At 65.7% G+C, this 6,411-nt stretch carries 6 protein-coding genes; 4 read left to right on the plus strand and 2 right to left on the minus strand.

The window, feature by feature from the left end; all coding sequences use genetic code 11:
* Nucleotides 1-75: 75 nt before the first annotated feature.
* Complete coding sequence (locus Q3C01_RS41970; protein ID WP_458151196.1) at nt 76-672, plus strand: 5-formyltetrahydrofolate cyclo-ligase; 597 nt, start codon at nt 76-78, stop codon at nt 670-672.
* Nucleotides 650-1,474, plus strand: a complete 825-nt coding sequence (locus tag Q3C01_RS41975) for a TIGR00282 family metallophosphoesterase (protein ID WP_458151197.1) — start codon at nt 650-652, stop codon at nt 1,472-1,474. The genes Q3C01_RS41970 and Q3C01_RS41975 overlap by 23 nt, the downstream gene beginning before the upstream one ends.
* A 58-nt stretch (nt 1,475-1,532) precedes the next feature.
* Here Q3C01_RS41975 and Q3C01_RS41980 read toward each other — a convergent pair whose 3' ends face one another.
* Both Q3C01_RS41980 and Q3C01_RS41985 read right to left on the minus strand, forming a co-directional pair.
* On the minus strand, nt 1,533-2,957 hold the full coding sequence (locus Q3C01_RS41980) for a methyl-accepting chemotaxis protein (RefSeq protein ID WP_458151198.1): 1,425 nt from the start codon (nt 2,955-2,957) through the stop codon (nt 1,533-1,535).
* Between the two features lie 215 nt (nt 2,958-3,172).
* Nucleotides 3,173-4,921: a methyl-accepting chemotaxis protein gene (locus Q3C01_RS41985; protein ID WP_458151199.1), complete on the minus strand. Its 1,749-nt coding sequence runs from the start codon at nt 4,919-4,921 to the stop codon at nt 3,173-3,175.
* 210 nt (nt 4,922-5,131) lie between these two features.
* Between Q3C01_RS41985 and Q3C01_RS41990 the strand changes: the two genes are divergently transcribed.
* Nucleotides 5,132-5,878 (plus strand): YebC/PmpR family DNA-binding transcriptional regulator, encoded by a 747-nt coding sequence (locus tag Q3C01_RS41990; protein WP_458151200.1) that lies wholly within the window; start codon nt 5,132-5,134, stop codon nt 5,876-5,878.
* 215 nt (nt 5,879-6,093) lie between these two features.
* On the plus strand, nt 6,094-6,411 hold a 318-nt coding region (locus Q3C01_RS41995; RefSeq protein ID WP_458151201.1), incomplete at its 3' end, for a crossover junction endodeoxyribonuclease RuvC.

Genomic DNA, 6,411 nt, shown 5'->3' on the forward strand with positions numbered 1-6,411 from the left:
GTCTCTGGAATACTGGATCGCCCGCTTTCGCGGGCGATGACGGCAGAACAAGGTTCTGCCTCAGGGAAAACGCTGATGTCCAACTCCAAAGCCGAACTCCGTGCCAAGGCTCTCGCCAAGCGCGACGCGCTCAGCGAGAAGAAGCGCAGTGCCGCCGCCGCAAAGCTCGGCAAGCGCGGCCTGCCGTTCGAGATCGTGCCCGGCAGCATCGTCTCCGGCTATTCGCCGATCCGCAGCGAGATCGATCCGGTGCCCCTGATGCAGAAGCTCGCGGCCGAAGGCGCGCGGCTGGCGCTGCCCTGCGTCACCACGCGCGGCAAGTCACTGATCTTCCGAATCTGGCATCCGAGCGACCGGCTGATGCTCGGCCCGCTCGGCATCCCCGAGCCCTCGCCGGCGGCGGCCGAGGTCATCCCCGACATCATGCTGACGCCGCTTGCCGCGTTCGACCGTCTCGGCCACCGTATCGGCTATGGCGCGGGACATTACGACTTCACCTTCGCGCATTTGCGCAAGACCAGGCATGTCGTCGGCGTCGGGCTCGCTTTTGCGGCGCAGGAGATCGAGGCTGTTCCCGCACTATCGCACGACGTCGCGCTGGATTATGTGCTAACGGAAACGGACGTGTTCGATTTCCGGAGTTCTGAAGTTGCGCATTCTCTTCGTGGGTGACGTCGTCGGCCGGGCCGGCCGCGCGGCGATCGCCGAGCACCTGCCCAACATGGTTCGCGGCTGGTCGCTCGATTTCGTCGTCGTCAACGGCGAAAATTCCGCCGGCGGTTTCGGCATCACGGAAGCGATCTATCAGGAGCTGCTCGACGCCGGCGCCGACGCAGTCACGCTCGGCAACCATTCCTGGGATCAGCGCGAGGCGCTGGTGTTCATCGAGCGCGCCGAGCGCCTGGTGCGTCCGGCGAACTATCCGCGCGGCACGCCGGGCCGCGGCGCCGCTCTGGTCGAGACCAAGAACGGCCGCCGCGCGCTCGTCATCAACGCGCTGGGCCGTGTCTTCATGACGCCGTTCGATGATCCCTTCGCCGCGCTCGAGCGCGAGCTCGGCGCCTGTCCGCTGCGCGAGGCGGCCGATGCGATCGTGGTCGATTTTCATTGCGAGGCGACCAGCGAGAAGCAGGGCATCGGCTTCTTCTGCGACGGCCGCGCCAGCCTCGTCGTCGGCACGCATACCCATGTGCCCACCGCCGACCACCAGATCCTCCCCGGTGGCACCGCCTACATGACCGATGCCGGCATGACCGGCGACTACGATTCGATCATCGGCATGCAAAAGGAAGAGCCGCTGCGCCGTTTCACCTCCGGGATTCCGTCCGGCCGTTTCGAGGCGGCGATGGGCGTGGCTACACTCAGCGGCGTCGCGGTGGAGACGGATGATGCAACCGGCCTCGCACTGCGTATCGCGCCGGTGCGTGCGGGCGGGCGGCTCGAGCCGGCAACGCCAAGGTTTTGGTTGAGCTGACTGGCGTCGCCACTCGTCCTGGCTTTCGCCAGGACGACCACGGGGAGCGCCTGCGCCGTCACCCCTGCCTAAACCCCATCCGAAACGCGCCCCAGTGCTTGCCCTTGACCGTGATCGGTGAGGACAAATCCTTCATCAGCACGAACTGGCCGCCGCCCATGTCACGGCGATAGGTTTGCAGCAGAAACGGTTTTGTGTTCGCCGCGACCTTCTTTACCGCGCGGTCGTTGAACAGGCGACGGTTACGGCAATTGGCGTTGTTCCAGACGGGGTCCTTGCCCTGCGGCAGGCGATAGTTCGGATTGTGGGTCGGCAGATAGCCGCCCTTTGCCCAGGCGACACAAAACACGATGCGCGGATCCGACTTCTGGATCGGGTCCTGGATCGCCGGCAGCACGCGGTCGGTGAAGTCGACGTAGCTGGTGAGAAATTGCTTGGGATCGGTGCCGGGAATCTCGCGATACGTCTCGTCCATGAGCTGATTGAGCGTGATCTCGCCGCGGTCGATCGCGGCCTCGAATTCGGCCGAGATGCGCCTGGCGGTGTCGACGACGACGTGGATTAACGGCGCGTCCGACGTCTCCACGCCGCTGTCGGCGATCAGCGCGATCAGGGCCTCGGAGGTGTCGAGCAGCTTTGCCACCCGCTCGTCGGCATTCCTGAGATCGCGCGAGGAGAGATCGACGCCCTTGGCAAGCTCGCTGAGCTCCGAGATCACGGTATCGCAATGGCCGAGATTGGACGTCGCGGCGCGCGCGACGCTGTCGATCTCCGCGCCCACGGACGCAAAGCCCTGCTGTACGCGGCTGATGATGCCCGAGATCTGCTGCGCGCCGTCGCCGGCGTTCTTCGCACGCAGCGAGGCCTCGCCGCTTTCACCGATCAGGCTGCCGATCTGGCCGTCGAGATCGCGCACGGTATCCGAGATCTGTTGCGTGGCCTGCCGGGTCGCTTCCGCAAGGCTCTTCACCTCGCTCGCCACGACCGCGAAGCCGCGCCCGGCGCTGCCGGCGCGCGCGGCCTCGATAGTGGCGTTGAGCGCGAGCAGGTTGGTCTGCTTCGCAATCGCCTCGATCGAGCCGGAGACCTTGGCGACCTGGCTCAGCGCCGAGCCGACCGCGGCGAGCCGCGACTCGATGCGCGCGACGGCTGCGACGAGCTCGGAGATGTGGCTGACCGCGGTCTCGACCACGTCGCGCGACTGCGCGATCTCGCCGACTGCGGTGGATGTCGTCGTTTGCACCGCCTGCGAGGCATTGGCGATCTCGCGATTGGCCGAGACCATCGTCTCCGCCGTCTTCTGTAGATGGTGAAATCGCTCCGACTGGCTGGCGACGCGGTTCGCGACCTCCTGGACGTTGCCGGCGATGTCGGCGAGCTCAACCCCGAGGCCGCCGATGCGATCGGCGAGCTGGTCTATGAGGCGTTCGGCCAGCGTCCGGTTGGATGACGTGTCCATGACTGCACGCTGCACGACGGACATGTTCGAACTTCCTCCAGTCGGAGTCGCCTATCGACTCACTGCTGCATTCCCATTCCGACAAAGCGTGATTCGCTTTAATGCTGATTCGCGCTTTGCCGTCTTGCCTGAGCGTGCACTCAAGCACGAATGACTTCAGGGCGAACTGTCATCGCGCTTCAGGTCTTTGTTTGCGCATGATCTTTTCGCAAGCGCTCCGTACTTCCCCGGATCATGCTTTAGAGCTTGTAGGCGGTCCGGAACCCGCCCCAATGCCGGCCCTGCACGCGGATCGGTACGTCGATCTCGCGCATCATCACCGTGTTGCCGTTGCCCATGTCGCGCGCGTAGCTCTGCACCAGGTAGGAGCGCAGATTGCGCGCCGCAGCGAGGCCCGCCGGGTCGTTGAAGATGCGCCGATTGCGACTGTTCGCTGTGTTCCAGGCGACATCGCCAGGGCGCTGCGGATGCGAATAGATATTGTTGTGCACCGGCAGGAAGCCGTTACGGTCGACCATGGCGCAGAAGGCCATGCGTGGGTCCCTGGCCAGAAATGCTTCCTGGAAGGAGGGGAGGGCGCGGTCGGCCCAGTCGAGATATCTTGTGCGGTACTGCTGCGGATTGGTGCCTGATATTTCAGCGTAGTCGGTATCGAAGAGATCGTCGAGCCTGACCGCGCCGCGCGCGACCGCCTGCTCGAAGATCTTCGTCAGCGCAGCGCCCGCTTCCATCGCGCGAGTCACGAATTCGGTGTTCTCCTCGTGAATCGACCAGAGCTTGTCCTCGATCTTTTCGCGCAGCTCGGCATGCGGCGAGACGAACTGCGCCCGCGCGCCGGCCTTGGACTGCTCGGCGATGCGCAGGCGGCAGGCGCCGATATCATGGAGCAGGCCATCGATGGTCTCGTGCACCGAAAGCCTCGCGGCATCCGCGCCGCCGATCAGGACGCCGTCCATCGCAATCTCGTAGACCGGCATCGTCGCGCGGCCGCCCTTGATCTCGAGCTTGAGATGGCAGGGCAGCCGCTCGGTCTTGCGGCGGGCGTCGCCGTCGCTCTGCCTGAGCAGCACCGCGCAGCGCGATTTCAGCTTCTGCGCGAACGTCGTGACCGCCTTGCCGGCGCTGGAGACGCTTTCGCCATGTGCCTCCGCCGCCTTGGTGGCGGCATCGATCTCGGCGGCGCTGTCGCCCACGGATATGATGAATTGGGATGCGGTCGCGGCGTTGCCAGAGACCTCGCTGGTGGTCGCGGTCTGCTCGGCGACCGCACCATTGACGGTGTCGAACACCGGGCGGATCGCCTCGATTGCCTGCGAGATGCGATGCACGGCTTCCGCCGAGCCTGCCGCGTCCTTTTGCAGCGCCTCGATCTTCCTGGTGATCTCCTCGGTCGCGCCCTGGGTCTGCACCGCGAGCGCCTTCACCTCGGTCGCAACGACGGCAAAGCCTTTTCCGGCCGCGCCGGCGCGCGCCGCCTCGATGGTCGAGTTCAGCGCGAGCAGCGTGGTCTGGCGCGCGATCTGCGCGATCAGGTTGACGACGTTGCCGATAGCGGCCGAGGATTCGCGAAGGCGGTCGACATTGGCGCGGGCCTCTTGTGCGGCGGCGCTGGCAGCATCGGCGAGCTTGCCGGCCTCGCGGACCTGCGCGCTGATGCCCTGCGCCGACTGGGTGAATTTCTCGGCCGCGCTGGCAAAGGTGGTCGCGGTCGATTGCGCGGCGCTGCTGCGCCCCGTGAGCGCGTCGGTGCGCTGGCGGATGGTCGCGAGCGTGTTGGCGGTCGCTTCCGCCCCGCCGGCGACCGATTGGGCGGCGCGCTCGAGCTGGCGGATCATCGCGCCGAGCTCGAGTTCCAGGAGCTCGAGAATTTCCCTGGCTGAATCGCCCTCCGGTGCGGCAACGGGCTCGGCGACGGCTTGGGCCGCCTGCGGGAGAGCCGCGTGCGCGGCCTGTTCCGGCCGACGTTTCCGAAGTAGTCCGAAGGCCATCAGGTCACTCTTGTCGGGGGACGGGATGAGGATATTTTCACATCCCGAAATGAAGTCAGGGTTAACAAGTGCCTATGGCGAGGCATCTGACCCTACGATATTACCTTCAAGTATGCTCTTTCATTCCGGGGGGCTCGCGGCCTATAAGGCCCGCGCTTCGATCCCTTATCTTGCCCCTTACCTTGGCTGACGATTCCTCAGAGACCACGCATGGCCGGACATTCCCAATTCAAGAACATCATGCACCGCAAGGGGCGGCAGGATGCGCAGAAGTCGAAGCTCTTCGGCAAGCTGGCCCGCGAAATCACCGTCGCGGCCAAGCTCGGCACGCCCGATCCCAACATGAATCCGCGCCTGCGCGCGGCCGTGATCGCGGCGCGCCAGGAGAACATGCCGAAGGACAATATCGAGCGCGCCATCAAGAAGGCGCTCGGCAGTGACGGTGAGAACTATGACGAGATCCGCTACGAGGGCTATGGCCCCGGCGGCGTCGCAGTCATCGTCGAGGCGCTGACCGACAATCGCAACCGCGCGGCCTCCGACATCCGCTCCTTCTTCACCAAATCCGGCGGCAATCTCGGCGAAACCGGCTCGGTGTCCTTCATGTTCGATCGCACCGGCATCATCGAATATGACCGCAGCGTCGCTTCCGACGATGCAGTGCTCGATGCCGCGATCGAGGCCGGCGCCGACGACGTCATCTCGGGCGAGAACGGCCACGAGATCTACGCCTCGACCGAAAGCTACCGCGATGTGGCCAAGGCGCTCGAGGCGAAGTTCGGCGAGCCGCGCAAGGCCGCGCTGATCTGGAAGCCGCAGAACACGGTGGCCGTCGACGACGAGACCGGCGAGAAGCTGCTCAAGCTGATGGACCTGCTCAACGAGCACGACGACGTCCAGAACGTCTACGCCAATTTCGAGGTGTCAGACGCGCTGATCGCGAAGATGGGTGGCTGAGGCCGCGCTCGTGTCCCGGACGCGGCGCAGCGCGAAGCGGTGCACCGCAGAGCCGGACCCACGGCGCCTCGATTGCGGCCGGCGGCATGGGCCCCGGTTCAGCAGCGCACTGCTTCGCAATTTGCTGCGCCCGGGGCACGAGACCTCGCACTTCCCCAGGGGACTTTCGTTCCGTTTCTGTTTCCCTCCCTCCGGCCAGCGGCTATCACTGGCCCATGACCGCGCTTCCGATTCGCCATCCCGTCCGCATCATCGGCATCGACCCTGGCCTGCGCCGCACCGGTTGGGGCGTGATCGAGGCCGAGGGCAATCGCCTCGTCTACGTCGCCTGCGGCTCGGTGGAACCGCCGGAGGGGCTGCCGCTGTCGAGCCGGCTGCTGGCGATCCATGAGGGGCTGGCTGCCGTGCTCTCGCATCACAAGCCGATGGAAGCCGCGGTCGAGCAGACCTTCGTCAACAAGGACGGCGTCGCTACGTTGAAGCTCGGCCAGGCTCGCGGCGTCGCCATGCTGGCGCCCGCGATGTTCGGCATC

The sequence above is a fragment of the Bradyrhizobium sp. UFLA05-109 genome (assembly GCF_054185165.1).